The organism is Thermolongibacillus altinsuensis, assembly GCF_004341205.1.
Classification (GTDB): domain Bacteria; phylum Bacillota; class Bacilli; order Bacillales; family Anoxybacillaceae; genus Thermolongibacillus; species Thermolongibacillus altinsuensis.
In genome coordinates this window covers 1-19,710 of the sequence record NZ_SLUL01000025.1, presented here as the reverse complement: position 1 = coordinate 19,710, position 19,710 = coordinate 1, and the positions used below count along the sequence as shown (strand labels likewise).

Sequence of the window (19,710 nt, the reverse complement as noted above, 5' to 3'; positions counted from 1 at the left end):
GACGTTGCCGGGCATAACATTCCACAGTAGCTCAGTGGTAGAGCGCTCGGCTGTTAACCGAGTGGTCGTAGGTTCGAATCCTACCTGTGGAGCCATGCTTCCATAGCTCAGTTGGTAGAGCACTTCCATGGTAAGGAAGAGGTCACCGGTTCAAGCCCGGTTGGAAGCTTGCGAATTGTGTCTTCTTTTGGCCCGTTGGTCAAGTGGTTAAGACACCGCCCTTTCACGGCGGTAACACGGGTTCGAATCCCGTACGGGTCATCTTTTTTTTGGAGGATTAGCTCAGCTGGGAGAGCACTTGCCTTACAAGCAAGGGGTCGGCGGTTCGATCCCGTCATCCTCCACCATAAAAATTTAATAAGGCGGCTTAGCTCAATTGGAAGAGCACGTCCGAATAAGCTTCGGTGAATGTGCTTCAGCGTACCGCTCGAGCGACTACTTGATTAAGCTTTCTGAGAGCGGGACGACGTCCAATACGTTATGAGCTAAGTGTTGCTGGAGTAAAAAAACCAATGATGCCGGCTTAGCTCAATTGGTAGAGCAACTGACTTGTAATCAGTAGGTTGCGGGTTCAAGTCCTGCAGCCGGCACCATGACGGAGGGGTAGCGAAGTGGCCAAACGCGGCGGACTGTAAATCCGCTCCCTTTGGGTTCGGCGGTTCGAATCCGTCCCCCTCCACCATTTATGAGTTAATGTCGGATTACTGAACTAAGTCATTGTCGACGATATTTCGCAAAATTTCCTTCAGAAATTTTTTAAAATATCGTCTTGCGGTGTCGATTCACGAAGTACATTCAGAGAAGTGAGTTCATGTTGATTAATCATTGGGCTATAGCCAAGCGGTAAGGCAACGGACTTTGACTCCGTGATGCGCTGGTTCGAATCCAGCTAGCCCAGCCAATTTAACATCGTGAGCCATTAGCTCAGTAGGTAGAGCACGTCCGAATAAGCTTCAGTGAGTGTACTTCAGCGTACCGCTCGAGCTACTACTTGAATAAATCATTCTGAGAGCGGGATGTCGAAGGTGTCGAAAATTAATGATAGATTTGCTATCTTTTACTGTTATGAGCCATTAGCTCAGCAGGTAGAGCATCTGACTTTTAATCAGAGGGTCGGAGGTTCGAGTCCTCCATGGCTCACTTTTTTGCGGAAGTAGTTCAGTGGTAGAACACCACCTTGCCAAGGTGGGGGTCGCGGGTTCGAGTCCCGTCTTCCGCTCCAAAGCTTCATATGGGGCCTTAGCTCAGCTGGGAGAGCGCCTGCTTTGCACGCAGGAGGTCATCGGTTCGATCCCGATAGGCTCCATATCTTGAGACCTTGAATCTCTTAGGATTCAAGGTCTTTTATTTTTATCGTTAACTTTTTTCTAAATGGAATAAATATTCAAAAAAGTGTCAAGTTGAGTCATTCTTTTCCTCTCCGCTACAATAATAGTAAACGCAACTGGGGGAGGAGAAAGATGATGAAAAAAATTTCGATTATTGGCGTGCCAATGGATTTAGGTCAAACACGCAGAGGGGTTGATATGGGGCCAAGCGCCATTCGTTATGCGGGTGTCGTGGAGCGATTAGAGCGCTTGAATTATGAAATTGAAGATTTAGGGGATATTCAAATTGGTAGAGCAGAAAGAGAACAGGATTCTCCTGTCCATCTAAAGTTACGCAACTTAAAAGCCGTTGCCGAAGCGAATGAAAAACTAGCAGCCATTGTCGATGAAGTCGTACAAAAAGGTCATTTTCCGCTCGTTTTAGGGGGAGACCATAGCATTGCGATTGGCACATTGGCAGGAGTCGCCAAACATTATGAAAACTTAGGGGTTATTTGGTACGATGCTCATGGAGATTTAAATACAGCGGAAACTTCTCCTTCAGGAAACATTCACGGTATGTCATTAGCAGTAAGCCTAGGGTTTGGACACCCTGCTTTAACGATGATTGGCGGGTACAGTCCGAAAGTGAAGCCAGAAAACATCGTGATTATCGGTGCTCGTTCGTTAGATGAAGGAGAAAAACAACTGATTAAAGAAAAAGGAATTAAAGTATATACGATGCATGAAGTTGATCGTCTCGGAATGACAACCGTGATGGAAGAAACGATTGCTTACTTAAAAGAAAGAACAGACGGTGTTCATTTATCCCTTGATTTAGACGGATTAGATCCACATGATGCTCCAGGTGTCGGAACACCTGTCATTGGCGGTTTAACATACCGAGAAAGCCATTTAGCCATGGAAATGTTAGCTGAAGCACAAATCATCACTTCTGCAGAGTTTGTTGAAGTCAATCCGATTTTAGACGAACGAAATAAAACCGCTTCGACAGCCGTTGCATTAATGGGTTCGTTGTTTGGCGAGAAGCTTGTTTGAAAGGTTGCGTGTGCAACCTTTTTTTTTGTTAAAATTTTGATTGAGATTTATGGAACTTTGTTTTATGTTATTCGTATAAAATTAGTAGCCGCTGTGCGGAGGTATAAGTTGAATGGAAACGTTTATAAAGCAGCGAATTAAAGCAATTAAAAAAGGAGATCAAAACGCTTTTGCTGACATTGTTGAATTTTATAAAGATAAAATTTATCAGCTATGCTATCGGATGTTAGGCAATCGCCACGAAGCAGAAGATGTTGCACAAGAAGCATTCATTCGTGCATACGTTAACATCCATACGTATGATTCAACAATGAAATTTTCTTCTTGGTTATATCGAATTGCAACGAATTTATCGATTGATCGTATTCGTAAAAAAAAGCCCGATGTTTATTTAGATGCTGAAGTGACAGGAACGGACGGTTTAACGATGTATTCTCAACTAGCTGATGAAGGAACATCTCCAGAAGATGCATTAGAAAGTTTAGAACTTCAAAAAACTGTACAAGAAGCGATTTTAAAGCTGCCTGAAAAATATCGTACGGTCATCGTGCTAAAGTACATCGATGAATTGTCGCTGCAAGAAATTAGTGAAATTTTAGATTTACCGATTGGAACCGTTAAAACAAGAATTCATCGAGGAAGGGAAGCATTAAGAAAATATCTAGGCGATTTATAAAGGGGTGAGCATCGTTGGAATGTCCTAAAAAGATGGTAGAACTGATGCACGATTATTTAGATGGAGAGATTCGCAAAGAAGATGAACAATTGTTGCGGAAACATATTCATGAATGCAAAAAATGCAGCGATCATTTTTATCGCTTGAAAAAAACGGTTTCATTCATCGAAAACTTGTCACATATTGCTCCGTCAAGCGATTTTACGAAAAAAGTAATGGCGAATTTACCGAAAGAAAAACGGCGAATTCGTTGGCAACGCTGGTTTACGAATCATCCGTTCATTACCGCTGCATCGTTGTTTCTTCTTCTGATCACAAGTAGCTTATGGGCAACTTGGCATGAAAATGAGCAATTTTCTTTTTCTAAACAAGAAAATTTAATTGTTAAAAACAATACGGTCATTGTTCCAAAAGGGAAAGTGGTTGAAGGAGATATTATTGTTCGAAACGGAAATATCAAAATTGAAGGCGAAGTTCATGGAGATGTCACTGTGATCAATGGGAAGAAGTATTTAGCTTCTGCTGGAGAAGTGACAGGTGAGATTGAAGAAGTTAATGAAGTATTTGATTGGATTTGGTATAATATAAAGAGAGTTGGCCAGAATATCACAGAAATTTTAGTAAAATAGCCATCCTGTTGATGGCTTTTTTTACGTGGAAACAATTAGAATGAGTGAAGGAAGTGTGAGAATGCCTTTTGAAGAGCTCCCGGTTTTGGTAGATTACTTAATAAAATTCATCGACATTCTTGTTGTTTGGTTTGTTATTTATAAATTGATTATGGTGATCCGCGGAACAAAAGCGGTGCAATTATTAAAAGGAATCATCGTTATTATTCTTGTTCGTATTGTGAGCAGCTTCATTGGATTAAATACGTTACAATGGCTGATGGATCAAGCGATTACGTGGGGTTTTTTAGCGATTATTATTATTTTCCAACCTGAATTAAGAAGAGCGCTTGAACAATTAGGAAGAGGAAAACTGTTCTCAAGAAGCAGCGCGCCAGACGATGAAGAACAGATGCAAATGATTGAAGCGATTATTAAAGCGACAGAGTATATGGCAAAACGGCGAATTGGTGCTCTTATTTCGATTGAGAGAGAAACCGGAATGGGTGATTATGTAGAGACAGGCATTCCTTTACATGCTCACATTTCATCAGAGTTACTCATCAATATTTTTATTCCGAACACTCCTCTCCATGATGGAGCGGTGATCATTCAAAAAAATCAAATTTCAGCAGCTTCTTGTTATTTGCCGTTATCGGAAAGTCCATTTATTTCAAAAGAATTAGGAACGCGCCATCGAGCAGCTCTTGGCATTAGCGAAGTAACCGACAGCATCACGATCGTTGTATCCGAAGAAACAGGAGCGATTTCGATTACGAAAAATGGGGAGCTTTATCGTGATTTGAAACCAGAAATATTCCGTGAATTGCTGACGAAAGAATTGATACAGCCAAAGTCCACTTCCTCATCTCGTTGGCAGTGGAGGGGGAAGAAAAATGGATAAACTAATGAACAATCCGTGGTTTATACGCATTTTTTCGTTGTTGTTAGCGCTCATGATTTACATGTCTGTCAATATTGAAACACAATCCAATAGCGTCGCGAAAAATACAGTTGGGAAAACGGATGTTGAAACGGTGACTGAGGTTCCTGTTGTGGCTTATTATGATCAAGAAAACTTAGTTGTATCAGGCATTCCTAAGTTTGTTAATGTGACGCTAGAAGGGCCAAAAAGCATTCTAAAACCGACTGCCTTACAACGTGATTTTGAAATTTATGTCGATTTATCCAACTTGGAGTTAGGTACGCATAAGGTGCCACTTAAATATCGAAACATTTCTGATAAGTTACGTGTTAAAATTGATCCAGCGACCATCACAGTCGTTATTGACGAGAGAGTATCACGGGATTTTCCTGTGGAAGTTGATTTCATCAACAAAAATAAAATTGCTGATGGCTATTCGCCGGAACAACCGATTGTCAAACCGAATCTCGTGAAAGTAACAGGTGCGAAAAATATCGTTGAACGCGTCGCTTTAGTGAAAGCTCGCATCGATTTGCGCAACGCGGAAGAAACGATTGAGCGTGAGTCAAGGGTAACCGTCTATGATAGAGAAGGAAATGTCCTTCCATTAGAAGTGGAGCCTTCTGTGGTCGATATTACGGTGCCGATTAAAAGTCCAAGCAAAACGGTTCCGTTTAAAATTAATCGCAAAGGGGCATTAAAGAAAGGACTAAGCATTGTTAAAATTGAAGCTGTTCCAAATGAAGTAACGATTTTTGGTCCGAAAGCACGAATTGACGAAATTGAATTTATCGATGGAATTACAATCAATTTAGATGAAATTACAGAAAATACAACATTGGAAGTGGATGTTCCTTTACCAAAAGGGGTTAAAGCAGTTGATCCAGGAAAAATTAAAATTTATATTGAAGTAGAAAAAGAAGAAAAGAGAACATTTGAAGACGTCCCGATTCAAATTTTAGGATTGAGTGATGCGTATACAGCGCAGTTTTTGAATCCAGAAGACGGAAAATTAACGATCAATGCTCTTGGAGCTCCAAGCGTACTCCATTCGATTCAAACAGAAGATATTGAACTATACTTAAACGTTAGCGAATTTGGGATCGGTGAGCATGAAGTGCCGATTGAAGTAAACGGACCACAAAACATTCAATGGGAATTGCCGCAAAAGAGGGCAAAAATTAAAATCGCCAAAAAAGAGTAAATTGGTGATGGCAAAGGAGAGATCTTAGCATGGGTAAATATTTCGGAACAGATGGAGTAAGGGGAATTGCCAACAAAGAGCTAACACCTGAACTCGCATTCAAAATTGGCCGTTTTGGCGGATATGTCTTAACAAAAGATAAAGAGCGACCAAAAGTGTTGATTGGGCGTGATACACGCATTTCTGGTCATATGCTAGAAGGAGCGCTTGTTGCTGGATTGCTTTCAATCGGGGCGGAAGTGATGCGTCTTGGCGTCATTTCTACCCCTGGGGTTGCTTATTTAACCAAAGCGTTAGGAGCGCAAGCAGGGGTCATGATTTCCGCTTCACATAACCCTGTAGAAGATAACGGCATTAAGTTCTTTGGTCCAGACGGATTCAAACTATCCGATGAGCAGGAACAGGAAATTGAAGCGTTGCTTGATAGCCCAGAAGATACATTGCCAAGACCGATCGGCAAAGATTTAGGGCAAGTGAACGATTATTTTGAAGGTGGACAAAAATACTTACAATATTTAAAACAAACGGTGGAAGAAGATTTTTCAGGGCTCCATATCGCTCTTGACTGTGCTCATGGAGCGACATCTTCGCTTGCAACCCATTTATTTGCTGACTTAGAAGCGGATGTATCGACGATGGGCGCATCGCCAAACGGAATTAACATCAATGATGGAGTCGGCTCAACGCATCCAGAAGCGCTTGCCGCTTTTGTGAAGGAGAAAGGGGCAGACGTTGGACTAGCCTTCGACGGAGATGGCGACCGTCTGATTGCTGTTGATGAGAATGGTCAAATTGTCGACGGCGACCAAATTATGTATATTTGCGCGAAGTATTTAAAAGAACAAGGACGATTGAAGCATCAAACGGTCGTTTCAACCGTGATGAGCAACCTTGGTTTTTATAAAGCGTTAGAAGCGCAAGGAATTAAAAGTGTTCAAACGGCTGTCGGTGACCGTTATGTTGTCGAGGAAATGAAGAAAAATGGCTATAATTTAGGCGGTGAGCAGTCTGGACATATCATTTTCCTTGATTACAACACAACAGGAGATGGGCTATTAACAGCGCTTCAGCTCGTCAACATTATGAAGGTAACGAAAAAGCCGTTATCCCAATTGGCGAGTGAAGTGAAAAAATATCCGCAAATTTTAGTCAATGTGAAAGTAACTGATAAGCATAAAGCGTTAGAGAGTGAAAAAGTGCAAGAAGTCATTCGTGCCGTTGAAGGAGAAATGGCTGGAAATGGACGCATTCTCGTTCGTCCATCAGGAACGGAACCGCTTGTGCGGGTGATGGCGGAGGCGCCGACAGAAGAATTATGCCGCCAATATGTTGAACGAATTGCTTCTGTCGTTAGAGAAGAATTTGGAGTTGAATAATCGATCTATTGAATCATATGCATAAATGGAACCTCTCATTCCATTTATGCATATTTTGTTTTAAGGGGAAAATGTTCTAGTTGACGTTTTTTTCTCGATGCTATAATATAATCTTGTTTGACATTTTTTTATAAAAGGAGGGTAGTGGCACTACGTTTATTAAAAAAGCGCCTGGACTAAGCTTTGGACGGAGAAAAGCTTAGTTGACGAGGAGGAGGTTTATCGAGGTTTTCGGCGGATGCCTCCCGGCTGTTGCGATTACAGCCGCAAGTCCTCTCTTAAAACAAAGAGGCGACTCTTTGGACAAAGGGGAGGACCTAATCGCACTTCATAAACTTTTCATAAATCAGAAAAGGGGCAAGGGAGGCCCCTTTCTCTTGCCCCTGATGATGAGGGAGGATTTTTTATGTGCGGAATTGTCGGCTATATTGGCCAACAAGGATCAAAAGAAATTTTATTGCACGGACTCGAAAAATTAGAATATCGTGGATATGACTCAGCAGGTATTGCGCTTTTAAATGAAAATGGCGTACATGTGTTTAAAGAAAAAGGACGCATCGCTGATTTACGAGCAATTGTTGATGAGAATGTTGATGCGCCGGTCGGAATTGGTCATACGCGTTGGGCGACGCATGGTGTACCGAACCGTCTCAATGCTCACCCGCATCAAAGTGCATCTGGTCGCTTCACGCTCGTTCATAACGGTGTTATTGAAAACTATGCGATTTTAAAACGTGAATACTTAGCAGATGTTCCATTCAAAAGCGATACGGATACAGAAGTAATCGTTCAATTGGTTGAAAAATTTGTAAATGACGGATTAACGGTCGAAGAAGCGTTTCGCAAAACATTGACGTTGCTAAAAGGTTCTTATGCGATTGTGCTCATCGATGCGGAAAATGATGGTGTGCTTTATGCTGCAAAAAACAAAAGCCCGCTTCTTGCTGGTTTAGGTGAAGGATTCAACGTCGTTGCGAGCGATGCGATGGCGATGCTTCAAGTAACGAATCAATATGTGGAGTTAATGGACAAAGAGATGCTCATTGTAACGAGAGAAGCGGTGACCATTAAGAAGCTAAATGGCGAAATCGTGGAACGTGCGCCATATACAGCGGAATTAGATGCGAGCGACATCGAAAAAGGAACATATCCGCATTACATGTTAAAAGAAATCGATGAGCAACCGCTTGTTATTCGTCGCTTGATTCAAAAATACCAAGATGAAAACGGCGAATTAACGATTGACAACGAAATTGTACAAGCGATGAACGAAGCGGACCGCATTTACATTATTGCGTGCGGAACAAGCTATCACGCTGGTTTAGTCGGTAAACAATTCATCGAAAAATGGGCGAACATCCCAGTTGAAGTTCATATCGCAAGCGAGTTTTCTTACAACATGCCGCTTCTATCAGAGAAACCGTTATTCATTTATATTTCGCAAAGCGGTGAGACTGCTGACAGCCGTGCGGTACTTGTACGCACAAAAGAACTTGGCTATAAAGCATTAACGATTACGAACGTACCAGGTTCAACATTATCTCGCGAAGCAGACTATACATTACTTCTTCATGCAGGCCCAGAAATCGCGGTTGCATCAACGAAAGCATATACAGCGCAATTAGCGGTTCTTGCGATTTTAGCGGTTGTGACAGCGAAAGCAAAAGGGCTTGATGTTACGATCGATCTTGTAAAAGAGTTAGGCATTGTAGCGAACGCGATGGAAACACTTTGTGATGCGAAAGGTGAAATGGAAGCCATCGTTCGCGAATATTTAGCAACTACACGCAACTGCTTCTTCATCGGTCGCGCTGTTGACTTCTATGTGTGCCTAGAAGGAGCATTAAAACTAAAAGAAATTTCTTACATCCAAGCAGAAGGATTCGCTGGCGGTGAGTTGAAACACGGAACGATCGCCTTGATCGAAAACGGAACACCAGTCATTGCCCTTGCGACACAAGAACACGTCAACTTAAGCATTCGCGGTAACGTCAAAGAGGTTGTTGCTCGCGGCGCAAATCCTTGCATCATTTCGATGAAAGGATTAGAAACAGAAGAGGATCGTTACGTCATCCCAGCGGTTCATCCGATGCTAACACCGCTTGTTTCCGTCGTGCCATTGCAATTGATCGCATACTACGCTGCTTTACATCGCGGCTGCGACGTCGACAAGCCTCGTAACTTAGCGAAATCTGTGACAGTCGAGTAAACGATTTGAGATGGTTAGTAGGGATTTTTGTTGAGTTACAAAAAAGTTGTTTACTGCGCTTTTTAAAAATACTTCTAGCTTTTAGCTAGAAGTATTTTTTTGCATAAAACAAAATAGGTATAATTGTTGAGTGTGTTACAAAGGTACCGTCAAGAATTTTGTGTAATATAATGGGGGTAGGGTTTCTCTGAAATGGATTTGAATTGATAGGGGACTGATTTTCTCCACACAGGAGACTGAATATTCAGTCTCCTGTGTGGAAAGGGAGAATCCCATTATTTCGTCCATTTACAGCATTTGGTTAATGATAACGTTCTTCAAACATTCGTTGAAGGGCTTCCTGTGCTTCGGCAAATCCTCGCAACTTTCGCTCTGCCCATTTCTCATTAAAATCTTGAATGGTCAAATACACGATTTTTTCAGCGGCTTCTAAACTATTCAAACTGTTCATCGGCTTTAGACGTTTCCGAATCTCCTTGATCGTTCGTTCGATGGCATTGGTCGTGTAAATCACACTTCGAATACTGCTTGGATAATCCATAAATGTAAGAAGGACATCCAACTCATTGGCCCAAGATTGGACTTCTCTCGGATATTTGCTGGACCATTTCGATTCAAACTGTTGAAACATCTGTAACGCCATCTCCTTATTCGGCGCGCGATAAATCAGCTTGAGATCCTCGGCCACTTCAAATTGGTCTTTTTTCCGAACACGATGGAGCGTGTTACGGACTTTGTGAACGACACAACGCTGCACATCGGCTTTCGGATAAACCGCCTTAAAGGCTTCCTCCAACCCCGGTAGTCCATCGAATACGCCCAAAAGCACTTCCTTTACGCCTCTTTGGTAGAGGTTTTGAAGAATTTCCTGCCATACATAGGCGCTTTCTTGTCCTCCCACAAAGAAGTCAAGAATTTCGCGATATCCTTCTTCATTCACACCCTAACACCACATAAATGACTTCTTTCTCCACGGTTTCGCGACGAAGTTTTACGTATAAACCATCCAAATATAAGACGGAATAACGCTTGTGCAGTGGACGAGTGTACCATTTCTCGATGTCTTCCTTCACTACATCGGTAATACGGCTGATCGTTGCAGGAGAATAGGCATTGCCTAAAATTCGTTCAATAAACTTGCCAATTTCACGTGTACTCATGCCACTTTGATACATCCTGATGATGGCTTCCTCAAGCCAGCCGGTGTGGGGAGCGAACAATTGGGTTTGAAATTCTCCGTTTCGGTCTCTAGGGACCAAAAGACCTTCAATCCGGCCATATTGCGTATCTAGATTTCGTTGATAGTAGCCGTTTCTCATATTCGACGTTCCGGCCTGTTCTATTTCGAGGAAATTCTTGATTTCTTCCCGCATGATCAGTTCTAATTTTTCCTTTACAAACTGACGAATGGCGTTTCCAGTTGATTGACCCAGTCTAAATTCGATATACTTTTAGACATAGGTAGGGTTCTCCTTTCTCTGGAATGTTTGGGTTCAATCAGAGAATACCCTACCTTTTTTCTTTGGTTCTAGCAAAATGCTTTACACAAAATTTTATACATCATCAAGTCTGAACTACAATAAAAATTTTTATTTAAAATATCTTTACAAATAAAAAATAAAAACATACAATAAAATTAGCATAGTGGTTATGACAACATGACCACATCTCCTTCAAATTTTAAGCATGACATTTATTAACCAAGAATATCATCAACAATAAGGGAGGAAAGCACTATATCTAAAATTGATAAACAAAGCAGAATTCCGCTTTATATTCAACTTATGGATATTATTATTAATCAAATAGAACAAGAAATTTACAAACCAAATGATAAACTACCTTCTGAAAGAGAGTTATGTGAGATTTATGATGTTAGTCGAATGACTGTTCGTCAAGCTTTGTTAGAGCTTGAACGTGAAGGATATATTTATAAACTTCATGGTCTTGGGAGTTTTGTATCTCCTCGCATGTTTAATCAAAATTTAGATAAATTATATAGTTTTACAGAAGAAATGAAAAAGATCGGTAAAAAACCTGAATCAATTGTTTTGGATTTTGAAATAATTTCTGTAAATAGAAAAATAGCTAACAGTCTGAATATCGAAGTAGGTGAAGATGTTTACAAAGTAACAAGACTTCGTTTAGCTGATAAAGAACCATTAATTTATGAAATTTCCTACTTACCTAAACGATATTTTGAAAGATTAACAAAAGAAATGTTAGAGCTAAAGCCAATGTATGATGTTTTCCGTGACCATTACGGTATCGTTATAACAAAGGCAGTAGAGAAATTTTCAGTGACTAAAATAAGAGACGATGAGGCTAAATGGCTAAATGTCAAACAAGGTGAACCAGCTATGATGATCAAAAGATATTTGTACTCGCACAACAATGTTTGTGAATACACTACTAGTATAGCTAGAGGAGATAAGTTTATTTATACTGTCGAATTATCAGACTAATATTTATTATGCATAACCACATAGAGAATTATAAATGGCATAAATTTTTAAAAACATGAAAAAAGAGCTATACTACTAGCTCTTTTAGGGATTAGCTGGTTATGACAACATGATGACATGATAACATTAATTCATGTTTAAATACTTTTCAATTATTGGTAAAAAGAACCGATTAGCGTTAGGAGGATTAACATGATACTAAATTATAAAAAAGATGAACTAGATCAGCTTGGTGCTACTTATACCGTTTCTGAAATAGTTCAACAACCATTAGTATGGAACAAAGTAATTGAAATGCTGAAAGAAAAGAAAGACAAAATACATGAATTTCTAAGTTTTATCAATGACAATCACCAAAAAGTAAGAGTAATTTTAACTGGCGCAGGAACCTCTGCATATGTAGGTGAAACAATTCTTCCTTATTTAATACAAAATAACCAATATAAAAATTTTGTATTTGAAAGCATTGCGACAACTGATTTAGTTTCAGCTCCATATGAATATTTTCAAAGAGATGTACCGACACTACTAGTTTCATTTGCACGGTCTGGAAATAGTCCTGAAAGTGTAGCAGCTGTTCAACTAAGTGAACAGTTGGTTAAATCAACGTATCAACTAGTAATTACTTGTAATCAATATGGGCATTTAGCAGTTAATACAAAACAAGATGATAAATCTTTGCTATTACCGATGCCGGATGAGTCTAATGATAAAGGATTTGCTATGACTAGCAGTTTCACTTCTATGTTACTAACGGCTAGTTTAGTATTTCAAATAAACAAAATAAGCAGTTTTACAAAGTTAATAAAACCTATTATCGAATATGCTAATCAGTTTCTAATTGATCATATTTCTATGATTGATGATATTTCCAAGATAGATTTTAAGCGTATTGTTTATTTAGGTTCCGGTATTTTTACAGGTTTATCAAGAGAATCTGCCTTAAAGATGCTTGAGTTAACAAGTGGAAAAATAATGGCTGTTTATGAATCTTCTCTTGGATTCCGTCACGGTCCAAAATCGATGTTAAATGATGAAACTGTTGTCGTTATGTTTATATCGAGTAATCCCTATACCAGAAAATACGATATTGATATGCTTAAGGAAATTTACAATGAAAAAATAGAATTGAAAGTAGTTGCTGTTGCACAAAACCCAGATAATGAAATAAAAAACAATTGCCATTACTTAATTGATGTTCATATAAATCATGATATACATGACTTATATTTAACATTTTTGTTTATTTCTTTTGCACAAGTACTAGCGATGAAAAAATCTATCTCCCTAGGAATTTCACCTGACAATCCAAGTCCTAATGGAATAGTCAATAGAGTTGTCAAAGGTGTCAAAATTTATCCGTTAATCAAAAAATAAAATTTCCTTTTGATTTCATCAATTGTATTTACTTATTATTAGTCTAAAAAATTTTTTATATTAGTGAAAGCGTTTTCCGAATTTTAGGGGGGAATCAAATGGCAGAGCCAAACATTCTATTAACTAGAATTGATAATCGCTTAATCCATGGTCAAGTAGGAGTTACATGGGTTAATCATTTAGGTGCAAACTTAATATTGGTTGCTAATGATCAAGTAGCAGAGGACCCTGTTCAACAAAATTTAATGGATATGGTAGTTCCAGATACTATTCAAACACGTTTCTTTTCCATTCAAAAGACTATCGATATCATTCATAAAGCTTCCCCGCGACAAAAAATATTTATTGTTGTAAAAGATCCACATGACGCCTTAAAGCTAGTAAAAGGAGGTGTACCAATCAAAAAAATCAATATTGGAAATATGCACTATGAAGAAGGAAAAAAACAGATTGCTCCTACTGTATCTGTTGATGAAGAAGACATAAAAGCTTTCAAAGAACTTGCAAAACTGGGGGTTGAGCTAGATTTACGGCGAGTTCCGGATGAAAAAGGTCAAAATATTTTAGATTTAATCAAATAATTAAGGGGAGAGGCTTATGCTTACAGAAGCGCTGCTAATTGCACTATGGGCAGGAATTGCTGGTATTGATTTATTTAACGGTTTGACCCATATCCATCGACCAGTAGTAACTGGAGTTATTGTAGGTCTGATTTTAGGGGATATCAAAACCGGTCTTATTGCTGGTGCTACACTGGAATTAGTTTGGATGGGGATGGTACCACTTGCAGGTGCTCAACCACCAAACGTTGTTATTGGAGGGATAATTGGCACTGCATTTGCTATTTTGACCAAGCAAGATCCTAAAGTTGCAGTAGGAATAGCAGTACCTTTTGCTGTAGCAGTACAAGGGCTTATAACCCTTTTGTTCACAGTTTTTGCACCAGTTATGCATAAAGCAGATCGGTTTGCAGAAGAAGCTAATTATAAAGGTATTGAAAAAATTAACTATTTAGGATTGGCAATTCTTTTTGTTATGTATTTTGTTATTGCTTTCCTACCAATATATTTCGGAAGTGATGCTGCAATAAAATTTGTTGAGATCGTTCCTAAGTGGTTCATTAATGGTCTATCCGTTGCAGGAGGAATTATGCCAGCTATAGGTTTTGCTATGTTACTAAAAGTTATGTTGAAAAAAGAGTATGTTGCGTTCTTAATTTTAGGATTTGTACTTGCTGCATATATGAAACTTCCAATACTTGCAATTGCCTTAATAGGGTCAGCAATTGCTCTTTATGACTTTTTCCTCAATAAAAACAATGCTGCCTATAGAGAGGAGGAAATAAACGATGGCATCTAATTATGTTGATCCATCAAACGACGTGAAGTTAAGCAAAAAAGACTTAAATATTCTTGCTTGGAGATCCTTATTACTTCAAGCCTCCTTCAATTATGAACGAATGCAAGCAGCTGGATGGTTATATGGGCTAATTCCTGGATTAAGAAAAATTCATCGAAACAAACAAGACCTATCAAAATCTATGAAGGATCATATGGAATTTTTTAACACACACCCATTCCTTGTTACCTTTATTATGGGGATTATTATGGCAATGGAACAAAATAAAGAAGATCGTGATGCCATTCGTGGAATTAAAGTAGCTACAATGGGACCATTGGGTGGCATTGGAGATGCTCTGTTTTGGTTAACATTGTTACCAATTACAGCTGGTATTGGTGCATCTCTTGCTATGGATGGAAATATTGCAGGTCCAATTATTTTCTTAGTTTTATTTAATATTGTACATTTTGGTTTGCGTTTTGGATTAATACGCTATGGCTATTACACAGGTATAAAAGCTATACAACAATTAAAAGAAGGTACAAAGCAAATTTCAAGAGCTGCTTCCATCCTCGGTTTATCAGTAGTAGGTGGTTTAATTGCAACATATGTAAACTTTAAAACAACCGCTGTCATTAAAACAGGTGAAGCTAAAGTTAAACTACAAACTGATTTACTAGATAAAATTATGCCGGCACTTTTGCCATTAACATATACAATACTTATGTATTATTTACTAAAAAAAGGTAAATCCCCTTTAACGCTAATAGTAATTACTGTGTTAATGGGTATAATAGGTAAATGTTTTAATGTTCTATAAACCTTAAACCTAAATTTAGATAATTAAAAAATCAAATTTAATAATCAATATTCTAGCAGAAGTGAAATGGATATCCATTCTCTTCTTTCTTTTTTAGGAGGTAAAGAAATGATTGGAATTATAATTAGTGGACATGGAACATTTGCTGAAGGTATTTATAGCACTGTTAAATTGATTGCAGGTGAACAACCAAATATAGAGATTGTTAATTTTCTTGAAGAAGATAATTGTGAAAGTTTGCAAGAAAAAATTGAAAAGGCGATAGAAAAAATAGGAGAACAAAATGGTATTGTTTGTTTTACTGATTTAGTCGGTGGTACCCCATTTAAAGTATGTTCAACAATTGCTGCAACAAATGAAAATATAAAGGTTATTGGTGGAACTAATGTCCCAATGCTGCTTAGCTCTATATTTTTTAGAGAAAAGACACTGAATGAATTTGTATCAGCATCAATCGAGCAAGGAGTTAATAATATAAAAACATTCAGTATGAACACAATTAATAAAAATTGTGAGGAAGGTATTTGAAAATGCATTACTATTTAAAAGCTAAAACCTTTTTTCTTGAAGATGGGATTAAAAATAATGGATTTGTAGAAATAAAGGATGGGCTATTTGGTAATTATGTTGAGAAAATAGAAAATAAATCGATTGATATTCTAGATGTTGGTGATTGTATTGTTGCACCAGGACTGTTTGATACACACATTCATGGCATTTCTGGATCTGACGTGATGGATAATACACCCGAATCCATTCAAACTATTTCTAAAAATATACTTAAATACGGAGTTACTCGTTTTCTTCCAACAACATTGACAAGCTCTTTCGATAAGTTAAATCAAGTCGTCAGCACCATTTATGAAGTTCACAAACAAGGGGAAATAGGAGCCAAAATTGAAGGGATTTTTTTGGAAGGACCATATTTTACCAAAAAACATAAAGGAGCACAAAATTCAGCATATTTTAAGGATCCGTCTATAAATGAACTAAATACATGGATTGAACAATCAGGAGGGTTAATTCGAAAAATAGCATTGGCTCCAGAGAGGAAAGGAGCACTTCAATTTATTAAGGAAGTAACAAATAAAGGGATATATGTAGCTTTGGGACATACTGATGCAGACTATGAAACATGCATACAAGCAATAGAAAATGGAGCCTCTATCTTCGTTCATCTATTTAATGGGATGAGGGGGTTTCATCATCGTGAACCTGGTGTAGTAGGTGCGGCATTATCATCAGAAAATACATTTGTCGAACTTATATGTGATGGTGAACATGTTCATCCTGTTGCAGTAAATATTACAATCAAAAATAAGGGATATGACAAGATCTGCTTAGTTACTGACTGCATGAGAGCGGGATTAATGCCAGATGGTCATTACTTTTTAGGAGAGTTTGAGGTGCATGTAAAAAATGGTATAGCAAAAACAACATCAGGGTCCCTTGCCGGTAGTACATTAAAACTTATTGATGGAATAAAAAATATTTATAATTGGACGAATCTTTCTTTGTTACAGTGTTGGCATATGGGGTCTTTAAATCCAGCTAAAAGTATTGGTTTAGATGATAAAGTTGGTAGTATTGCCCCAAATAAAAAAGCAGATTTTGTTGTGTTAAATGATCAATTAGAAGTTCTTAAAGTAGCAATTGAGGGTGTTATAAAATATGAGAAAAAATTCCAAAAATGTAATCAAACAATGTGACAAAAAATTAGGAGTGAAAATAATGAGTAATACGGGAAATCAGCTTGTAAATACAAAAGAAATGCTATTAAAAGCAAAACAAGAAGGATACGCAGTACCAGCTTTTAATATCCATAATCTCGAAACAATTCAAGTAGTTGTTGAAACGGCTGAGGAAATGCGTTCACCTGTTATTTTGGCAGCAACTCCTGGTACATTTCAATACGCGGGAAGAGATTATATTCAAGCTATTTCTGAAACAGCTGCAAAACGTTCTAGCATCCCTATAGCTCTTCATCTAGATCACCATGAAAAAATTGAGGATATTATTGCATCAGTAGAATTGGGGGCAAAATCCGTTATGATTGATGCTTCCCATTATCCGTTTGATGAAAATATTAATATTGTAAAAGAAGTTGTTGAATACGCTCACTCCAAAGGCGCAACTGTAGAGGCAGAACTAGGAAGGCTCGGCGGACAAGAAGATGACTTGGTCGTAGATGAAGCAGAATCATATTACACTGACCCTGATGCAGCTGTAGAATTTGTTAAGAGAACCGGAGTAGATTCACTAGCTGTCGCTATAGGAACAGCCCATGGGTTATACCGTTCAGAGCCTAAATTAGACTTTGAACGCCTTGATTTAATAAGAAAAAAAGTTAATATTCCTCTTGTTTTACATGGGGCTTCAGGTATTTCGCAAGAGGATGTGCGTCGTTGTATTGAACTTGGTTGTGCTAAAGTTAATGTCGCAACAGAATTAAAAATCGCGTTTTCTTCTGCGCTCAGACAATACTTAATAGATAACCCTCAAGTAAATGATCCAAGAAAATATATGGAACCTGCAAAGCAAGCAATGAAAAAAGTTGTAAGGGAAAAAATTTTTATGTGTATGAGTGAAAATAGATATTAAAAAGCGGTGAAGTCCTGATGATTTTAACAATAACGTTAAATCCGTCAGTTGATATTAACTATAAACTGGACTCTCTACATCTTAATGAGGTTAATCGTTGTTATCGAGTAATCAAAACAGCAGGCGGAAAGGGTTTAAATGTTACAAGGGTTATTCAACTTGCCGGAGAGAATGTTTGTGCTACGGGTTTTTTGGGTGGAACTACGGGTGAATTTATAGAAAATGTACTAAACGAAAATAACATTAACCATCAATTTATTAAAATTCAAGGAGAAACCAGACATTGCATTGCTATTCTCCACAATGGAAAGCAAACAGAAATTCTAGAAGCTGGTCCTTGTATTACTGAAGAAGAGGCATCTACATTTATTGAAAATTATAAGAATATTATTAATAATGTTGATGTTGTAGTTGCATCTGGAAGCTTACCTATAGGATTAGATTCTTCTTTCTACCAGAAATTAATAAATATTGCAAATGAAAAAGGGAAAAAATTTATTTTGGATACGAGTGGTGAAGCTTTGGGGGAAGGTCTAAAAGCTAATCCCTATCTGATCAAACCAAATAAAGATGAGCTATCAAAACTCCTTAATATAGAAAAAATAACTACAATTCAAGATGTAAAAGAAGCTATCAATTATTTGAAGGAACAATTTGATATTGAATATATCATCGTTTCATTGGGAGAAAAAGGTGCTGTTGGCTTTCACGGCGGGAAATTTTATATAGCTACACCACCTAAAGTACGGGCCGTTAACCCTGTTGGATCTGGCGATTCTATGGTTGCTGGGTTTGCGATAGCTATAGCAAGAAACTTAGATCCAATTGAAACTCTTAAATATGGATGTGCATTCGGAACATTAAATGCAATAGAAGAAAAGACAGGATATATACAGCCAAAATTAATCAATTCATTCATTACAGAAACAGAAGTATCTGTATTAACATAAAATTTAAACAGAATGCCATAGTATCAGGATTTGCAATTCATCACTTAACATATGCAAGAAAGTATGAATTGTATGAAGAAATATATCAACCTCTTGCTCTCGGTGGAATCTTTATTAATATGGAGCACGTATCCTCGGTTAGTACCTGGGGAGAGAAATTGTTTGATGAAATGATGGTTGATACATTGTATCAATATCTCATAAACCAAGGAAGTCCAAAATCGAAAGAGGTTTTGTTGGACGAGCATAATAACAGAGCAGATAAACATGATAATATTCTTTTATCTGTCGATACACAATGCGATTGGCTGAGGGAAATTGGATATGATGATGTCGATTGTTTTTTTTTTAAATGTTTTGAGTTAGCCATATTTGCAGGACGAAAAAAATAATCATGTTAATCTTATTTAAACAAGTGGTTCTAACCGAATTTTTAAGGTTCAATACTAATGCTGGAAACCCATATAAAAAATGCATGTGTGTTTTTTATGGGTTTTTCTTTTTTGTCCAGATAATATTATCAGAAAAGAGGAGATAAGATTTTGCAAAAAAAAAAGAAGGAGGTCCTATTTACCGTGCAAATAGGGGATACAGTTGTTTGGTGTGAGAATGGGATTGTATGGAAAAAGTTTGACGATATTAAGGGAACTGGATTCAGAGAATCGAGAAAAGTACTTGGAGGTACGTTTCTCGATTCCTTTTTCTGTGAAAATCAATTAACCATGGCTGAAGCGGTATACCCCACAATCAAATTGGATACCCTATTAATGACCAAAAAAAGGCAATAGGAAA

Annotated in this window: 18 protein-coding genes, 10 tRNA genes and 1 pseudogene; 28 read left to right on the top strand and 1 reads right to left on the bottom strand. The window is 38.0% G+C overall.

Translation table 11 applies throughout. From position 1 onward, the window contains the following. Nucleotides 1–20 precede the first annotated feature (20 nt). From EDD69_RS14675 to glmS, 17 genes are all read left to right on the top strand, one after another. Nucleotides 21–95 (top strand) — tRNA-Asn (locus EDD69_RS14675). A 1-nt stretch (nucleotide 96) separates the two neighbouring features. Continuing rightward, nucleotides 97–169 (top strand) — tRNA-Thr (locus EDD69_RS14670). A gap of 20 nt (nucleotides 170–189) precedes the next feature. Continuing rightward, a tRNA-Glu gene (locus EDD69_RS14665) sits at nucleotides 190–261 on the top strand. A 10-nt stretch (nucleotides 262–271) separates the two neighbouring features. Further along, a tRNA-Val gene (locus tag EDD69_RS14660) sits at nucleotides 272–347 on the top strand. A 170-nt stretch (nucleotides 348–517) separates the two neighbouring features. Further along, a tRNA-Thr gene (locus EDD69_RS14655) sits at nucleotides 518–593 on the top strand. Between the two features lie 4 nt (nucleotides 594–597). Then, a tRNA-Tyr gene (locus EDD69_RS14650) sits at nucleotides 598–682 on the top strand. Between the two features lie 144 nt (nucleotides 683–826). Continuing rightward, nucleotides 827–901: transfer RNA gene (locus EDD69_RS14645), tRNA-Gln, on the top strand. A gap of 166 nt (nucleotides 902–1,067) precedes the next feature. Then, nucleotides 1,068–1,140, top strand: a tRNA-Lys gene (locus EDD69_RS14640). A gap of 7 nt (nucleotides 1,141–1,147) precedes the next feature. After that, nucleotides 1,148–1,222: transfer RNA gene (locus EDD69_RS14635), tRNA-Gly, on the top strand. 11 nt (nucleotides 1,223–1,233) lie between these two features. Continuing rightward, nucleotides 1,234–1,306: transfer RNA gene (locus EDD69_RS14630), tRNA-Ala, on the top strand. Between the two features lie 157 nt (nucleotides 1,307–1,463). Beyond that, nucleotides 1,464–2,366 carry an arginase gene (rocF, locus tag EDD69_RS14625; RefSeq protein WP_132949647.1) on the top strand — a complete coding sequence of 301 codons (903 nt, stop codon included), beginning with the start codon at nucleotides 1,464–1,466 and terminating at the stop codon, nucleotides 2,364–2,366. Between the two features lie 112 nt (nucleotides 2,367–2,478). Further along, complete coding sequence (gene sigW / locus EDD69_RS14620) at nucleotides 2,479–3,042, top strand: RNA polymerase sigma factor SigW (protein WP_132949646.1); 564 nt, start codon at nucleotides 2,479–2,481, stop codon at nucleotides 3,040–3,042. A 32-nt stretch (nucleotides 3,043–3,074) separates the two neighbouring features. Then, nucleotides 3,075–3,671: a zf-HC2 domain-containing protein gene (locus EDD69_RS14615; RefSeq protein ID WP_424565374.1), complete on the top strand. Its 597-nt coding sequence runs from the start codon at nucleotides 3,075–3,077 to the stop codon at nucleotides 3,669–3,671. Between the two features lie 61 nt (nucleotides 3,672–3,732). Then, nucleotides 3,733–4,554, top strand: coding sequence for a diadenylate cyclase CdaA (gene cdaA, locus EDD69_RS14610; RefSeq protein WP_132949644.1), 822 nt, complete (start codon nucleotides 3,733–3,735; stop codon nucleotides 4,552–4,554). After that, nucleotides 4,547–5,779 (top strand): CdaR family protein, encoded by a 1,233-nt coding sequence (locus tag EDD69_RS14605; protein ID WP_132949643.1) that lies wholly within the window; start codon nucleotides 4,547–4,549, stop codon nucleotides 5,777–5,779. The genes cdaA and EDD69_RS14605 overlap by 8 nt, the downstream gene beginning before the upstream one ends. Before the next feature lie 29 nt (nucleotides 5,780–5,808). Further along, on the top strand, nucleotides 5,809–7,155 hold the full coding sequence (gene glmM, locus EDD69_RS14600) for a phosphoglucosamine mutase (protein WP_132949642.1): 1,347 nt from the start codon (nucleotides 5,809–5,811) through the stop codon (nucleotides 7,153–7,155). 406 nt (nucleotides 7,156–7,561) lie between these two features. Continuing rightward, on the top strand, nucleotides 7,562–9,364 hold the full coding sequence (gene glmS / locus EDD69_RS14595; RefSeq protein ID WP_132949641.1) for a glutamine--fructose-6-phosphate transaminase (isomerizing): 1,803 nt from the start codon (nucleotides 7,562–7,564) through the stop codon (nucleotides 9,362–9,364). A gap of 301 nt (nucleotides 9,365–9,665) precedes the next feature. On the opposite strand, the pseudogene EDD69_RS14590 reads toward glmS, so the two are convergent. Next, nucleotides 9,666–10,823: pseudogene (locus EDD69_RS14590) on the bottom strand (IS256 family transposase). A gap of 325 nt (nucleotides 10,824–11,148) precedes the next feature. Here EDD69_RS14590 and EDD69_RS14585 point away from each other — a divergent pair. From EDD69_RS14585 to EDD69_RS14535, 11 genes are all read left to right on the top strand, one after another. Then, nucleotides 11,149–11,829: a GntR family transcriptional regulator gene (locus EDD69_RS14585; RefSeq protein ID WP_132949640.1), complete on the top strand. Its 681-nt coding sequence runs from the start codon at nucleotides 11,149–11,151 to the stop codon at nucleotides 11,827–11,829. 192 nt (nucleotides 11,830–12,021) lie between these two features. After that, nucleotides 12,022–13,206 (top strand): SIS domain-containing protein, encoded by a 1,185-nt coding sequence (locus EDD69_RS14580; protein WP_132949639.1) that lies wholly within the window; start codon nucleotides 12,022–12,024, stop codon nucleotides 13,204–13,206. Between the two features lie 98 nt (nucleotides 13,207–13,304). Further along, nucleotides 13,305–13,787, top strand: a complete 483-nt coding sequence (gene agaV, locus EDD69_RS14575) for a PTS N-acetylgalactosamine transporter subunit IIB (protein WP_132949638.1) — start codon at nucleotides 13,305–13,307, stop codon at nucleotides 13,785–13,787. Between the two features lie 16 nt (nucleotides 13,788–13,803). Then, entirely contained in the window at nucleotides 13,804–14,565 is a 762-nt protein-coding gene (gene agaW, locus EDD69_RS14570; protein WP_132949637.1) for a PTS N-acetylgalactosamine transporter subunit IIC, read from the top strand. Next, nucleotides 14,555–15,367, top strand: a complete 813-nt coding sequence (locus tag EDD69_RS14565; RefSeq protein WP_132949636.1) for a PTS system mannose/fructose/sorbose family transporter subunit IID — start codon at nucleotides 14,555–14,557, stop codon at nucleotides 15,365–15,367. The genes agaW and EDD69_RS14565 overlap by 11 nt, the downstream gene beginning before the upstream one ends. 108 nt (nucleotides 15,368–15,475) lie before the next feature. Further along, nucleotides 15,476–15,895: a PTS galactosamine/N-acetylgalactosamine transporter subunit IIA gene (agaF, locus tag EDD69_RS14560; protein ID WP_165871812.1), complete on the top strand. Its 420-nt coding sequence runs from the start codon at nucleotides 15,476–15,478 to the stop codon at nucleotides 15,893–15,895. Nucleotides 15,896–15,897: 2 nt separating this feature from the next. Then, nucleotides 15,898–17,076 carry an N-acetylglucosamine-6-phosphate deacetylase gene (gene nagA / locus EDD69_RS14555; protein WP_132949634.1) on the top strand — a complete coding sequence of 393 codons (1,179 nt, stop codon included), beginning with the start codon at nucleotides 15,898–15,900 and terminating at the stop codon, nucleotides 17,074–17,076. A 22-nt stretch (nucleotides 17,077–17,098) separates the two neighbouring features. Continuing rightward, a complete protein-coding gene (locus EDD69_RS14550; RefSeq protein ID WP_132949633.1) occupies nucleotides 17,099–17,968 on the top strand; it encodes a tagatose bisphosphate family class II aldolase in 870 nt (289 codons plus the stop codon). Between the two features lie 17 nt (nucleotides 17,969–17,985). Continuing rightward, nucleotides 17,986–18,918, top strand: a complete 933-nt coding sequence (pfkB, locus tag EDD69_RS14545) for a 1-phosphofructokinase (protein ID WP_132949632.1) — start codon at nucleotides 17,986–17,988, stop codon at nucleotides 18,916–18,918. Between the two features lie 68 nt (nucleotides 18,919–18,986). Beyond that, entirely contained in the window at nucleotides 18,987–19,310 is a 324-nt protein-coding gene (locus tag EDD69_RS14540) for a hypothetical protein (RefSeq protein WP_165871811.1), read from the top strand. Nucleotides 19,311–19,460: 150 nt separating this feature from the next. Then, nucleotides 19,461–19,706 carry a hypothetical protein gene (locus EDD69_RS14535; RefSeq protein WP_132949630.1) on the top strand — a complete coding sequence of 82 codons (246 nt, stop codon included), beginning with the start codon at nucleotides 19,461–19,463 and terminating at the stop codon, nucleotides 19,704–19,706. The last annotated feature ends 4 nt before the right edge of the window (nucleotides 19,707–19,710 follow it).

What these genes read in the sequence shown, in the direction of transcription:
- rocF (WP_132949647.1), top strand. Translation starts at nt 1,464, where the DNA reads ATGAAAAAAATTTCGATTATTGGCGTGCCAATGGATTTAGGTCAAACA.
- sigW (WP_132949646.1), top strand. Translation starts at nt 2,479, where the DNA reads ATGGAAACGTTTATAAAGCAGCGAATTAAAGCAATTAAAAAAGGAGAT.
- EDD69_RS14615 (WP_424565374.1), top strand. Translation starts at nt 3,075, where the DNA reads ATGGTAGAACTGATGCACGATTATTTAGATGGAGAGATTCGCAAAGAA.
- cdaA (WP_132949644.1), top strand. Translation starts at nt 3,733, where the DNA reads ATGCCTTTTGAAGAGCTCCCGGTTTTGGTAGATTACTTAATAAAATTC.
- EDD69_RS14605 (WP_132949643.1), top strand. Translation starts at nt 4,547, where the DNA reads ATGGATAAACTAATGAACAATCCGTGGTTTATACGCATTTTTTCGTTG.
- glmM (WP_132949642.1), top strand. Translation starts at nt 5,809, where the DNA reads ATGGGTAAATATTTCGGAACAGATGGAGTAAGGGGAATTGCCAACAAA.
- glmS (WP_132949641.1), top strand. Translation starts at nt 7,562, where the DNA reads ATGTGCGGAATTGTCGGCTATATTGGCCAACAAGGATCAAAAGAAATT.
- EDD69_RS14585 (WP_132949640.1), top strand. Translation starts at nt 11,149, where the DNA reads ATGGATATTATTATTAATCAAATAGAACAAGAAATTTACAAACCAAAT.
- EDD69_RS14580 (WP_132949639.1), top strand. Translation starts at nt 12,022, where the DNA reads ATGATACTAAATTATAAAAAAGATGAACTAGATCAGCTTGGTGCTACT.
- agaV (WP_132949638.1), top strand. Translation starts at nt 13,305, where the DNA reads ATGGCAGAGCCAAACATTCTATTAACTAGAATTGATAATCGCTTAATC.
- agaW (WP_132949637.1), top strand. Translation starts at nt 13,804, where the DNA reads ATGCTTACAGAAGCGCTGCTAATTGCACTATGGGCAGGAATTGCTGGT.
- EDD69_RS14565 (WP_132949636.1), top strand. Translation starts at nt 14,555, where the DNA reads ATGGCATCTAATTATGTTGATCCATCAAACGACGTGAAGTTAAGCAAA.
- agaF (WP_165871812.1), top strand. Translation starts at nt 15,476, where the DNA reads ATGATTGGAATTATAATTAGTGGACATGGAACATTTGCTGAAGGTATT.
- nagA (WP_132949634.1), top strand. Translation starts at nt 15,898, where the DNA reads ATGCATTACTATTTAAAAGCTAAAACCTTTTTTCTTGAAGATGGGATT.
- EDD69_RS14550 (WP_132949633.1), top strand. Translation starts at nt 17,099, where the DNA reads ATGAGTAATACGGGAAATCAGCTTGTAAATACAAAAGAAATGCTATTA.
- pfkB (WP_132949632.1), top strand. Translation starts at nt 17,986, where the DNA reads ATGATTTTAACAATAACGTTAAATCCGTCAGTTGATATTAACTATAAA.